Genomic DNA, 2,080 nt, shown 5'->3' with positions numbered 1-2,080 from the left:
AATAATGGTGGGAAAACAACGATTTAAAGCTTAGCAAGAATATTATGTCAGAATCGCTTTTCCTCCACTTTTTTCTTCCCTTTTTCTTCCTCTTTCTGCTTTTTACTGTTAAGCTCTACGGTTTCCGGGTTTAAGAGAAAACGTTTCCCGTCTTTAATGAAAAATCTGCTCCTTATATTATTCAGAATGCCCCTAAATTCTTGAACTTTTTTACTTTTGGCACTTTTTGTTTGAAGTTCACGAAGTATATTGGATATGGTTTCTGAAACAAGATACTTTACGTTATTCGTGGTGAGCCTGTTCTGAGGGGCTACGCCTATGACATTACCGATCCAAAGATAACTCCTTTTTCCTTTCTTCTGTAGCCCTAAGCCTGTCAAACTTTACTCTCCTCTCTTTCAAGGAGAAGATCAAGCGTACAATTTCGTCAATTTCATCCTGAGCCCTCACCTGGCTAATAAGAAATGTTTTGGGATCATCTATAGAGATTTTATTCTCTTCGGCAGTCTTCTGTAGCACAGCTTCTCCAATAATCCTCAGTGATGTTATCATTCAATCACCTCAAACATGCCAAACCCCTGAGAGTTTTTATTCCCCAAACCTGTTTCATAAACAGTTCTCATAAGATCTTTACTCCCCTTAAGTAAAAATTTTCCTACCCATCCCTTAATAACGGTACCCCTATAGAGAACTATGACCTCTTTCACTCTAATAGGCTCAACCTCTATACTTCCCTCAGCCCTCTCTCCCTTCAGGATGCTGTGCTTTTTTTGGGCATTTTCGCATAGGAGATTTGAGAACTCCAACTCTTTCGGAGAGAAATAGTAGGTTTTCTTTTGATTCTCCGAATTGTAAAGAGTGCTATAGATAGTTATTGGAGACAGTGTCCTTATATAAGTCTCTTCTTTAAACTCAGGAGGTTTAGAAAAGGATACACTGGTGGCTAAAAGGTTGGTGTCGCCCAGAGTGACGTTGCCTCTCTGAACCAGTGTCGTCGCTAACTCTCTAATAAACCTCTCAACCGGGGAAGATACATAAAGTCTTACCGATCCTTCAAAAACAATGCTCCCATTACTTATTTGCGGCTTACCAATAATTCTAGAAAATGTAAATAACTTAAATGTCCTCTTTCCATGAATAAATCCCTTATCGTGGAGAAAGTCGGCTAACTCCCTCGAAATATTGCTATAAATCATACTTTGAACAAGATGATTATAATGTAAGGGTAAAGATACATACCCTGACCCATTTCCCTCAAACTCAAAACAAACATGCATAGATTATTAGCTGCAAAGAAAATAATAAAGGTTATTGAATAACACCTTTATACCACATTCCCCAAATGAGTTCAAAAACCCCTCAAAGGATAAGTATCAAACTAAAATTTCAAATTTTCAAACAAATACAAAATAATAACTAAAAAATAATACGTGATATTTACATTTTTCTAGACCACAATAAACTATGGGAACAAAAAGGCAAACCCGTTGACCCTCCACACAATAAACAAAAATAAGGGTTGACAACAAAAAACACAAAACCAAGCCATAAAAACCCCAAAAAACCAAAACAAAGGGGGTTAGAGCATACCTATAATGGCTTAAAACCAGGACAGGTGTTCTACCACTAGAACTACCTTCTCAGTTTAGAGTATATCTATAATGGTTTACTACTAATATGTTGTTCAGTAGCAGGAGGCTCTTACTCAATTCAAAAAAATAGTCAAAAAAGTAGCTTTTCCAAGAATCGATTCCCATTATCTTTACGCCTTGATCACAGAGCCAAATCGTTGACTCCCGCCCCATACCACATCCCTTGTTTAGATAATCCGTAGTGCCCCAGTACTTGTCCACGCCGGTCATAATTAGAACAATATCGAAGGGTTTAATATTATAGTTAATCTTTTTCAAAGTTGCCTTAACATCATCCACAGTAACCACAGAGCCATCCGGCTTATGCCTCATATCCAGAACCACACCGTCACTAAAACACCACTCCAAAGGAACCTCATCAATAGTTCGAGCCTTTTTACCGTTGTCCGAAACTTACCCATTTAGGACACCGCCTAAATGGTGTTCGG

The 2,080-nt window shown here is 38.0% G+C and carries 4 protein-coding genes; all 4 read right to left on the bottom strand.

What is annotated here, in order from left to right:
* Positions 1–47: 47 nt before the first annotated feature.
* The 4 genes from ACUVXA_RS20220 to ACUVXA_RS20205 all read right to left on the bottom strand — a co-directional run bounded on the left by ACUVXA_RS20220 (position 48) and on the right by ACUVXA_RS20205 (position 2,015).
* Positions 48–380: a hypothetical protein gene (locus tag ACUVXA_RS20220; RefSeq protein WP_445873096.1), complete on the bottom strand. Its 333-nt coding sequence runs from the start codon at positions 378–380 to the stop codon at positions 48–50.
* Entirely contained in the window at positions 325–552 is a 228-nt protein-coding gene (locus tag ACUVXA_RS20215; protein WP_445873095.1) for a hypothetical protein, read from the bottom strand. Before ACUVXA_RS20215 ends, ACUVXA_RS20220 begins: the two co-directional genes overlap by 56 nt.
* On the bottom strand, positions 549–1,277 hold the full coding sequence (cas6, locus tag ACUVXA_RS20210; protein ID WP_445873094.1) for a CRISPR-associated endoribonuclease Cas6: 729 nt from the start codon (positions 1,275–1,277) through the stop codon (positions 549–551). The genes ACUVXA_RS20215 and cas6 overlap by 4 nt, the downstream gene beginning before the upstream one ends.
* Before the next feature lie 363 nt (positions 1,278–1,640).
* Positions 1,641–2,015 (bottom strand): cyclase family protein, encoded by a 375-nt coding sequence (locus ACUVXA_RS20205; protein WP_445873097.1) that lies wholly within the window; start codon positions 2,013–2,015, stop codon positions 1,641–1,643.
* Between the last annotated feature and the right edge of the window lie 65 nt (positions 2,016–2,080).

The organism is Candidatus Jordarchaeum sp., from assembly GCF_052745115.1.
The sequence above is the reverse complement of the archived record's forward strand: the minus strand, read 5'-3'. Positions and strand labels throughout refer to the sequence as shown.

What these genes read in the sequence shown, in the direction of transcription:
- ACUVXA_RS20215 (WP_445873095.1), bottom strand. Translation starts at nt 552, where the DNA reads ATGATAACATCACTGAGGATTATTGGAGAAGCTGTGCTACAGAAGACT.
- cas6 (WP_445873094.1), bottom strand. Translation starts at nt 1,277, where the DNA reads ATGCATGTTTGTTTTGAGTTTGAGGGAAATGGGTCAGGGTATGTATCT.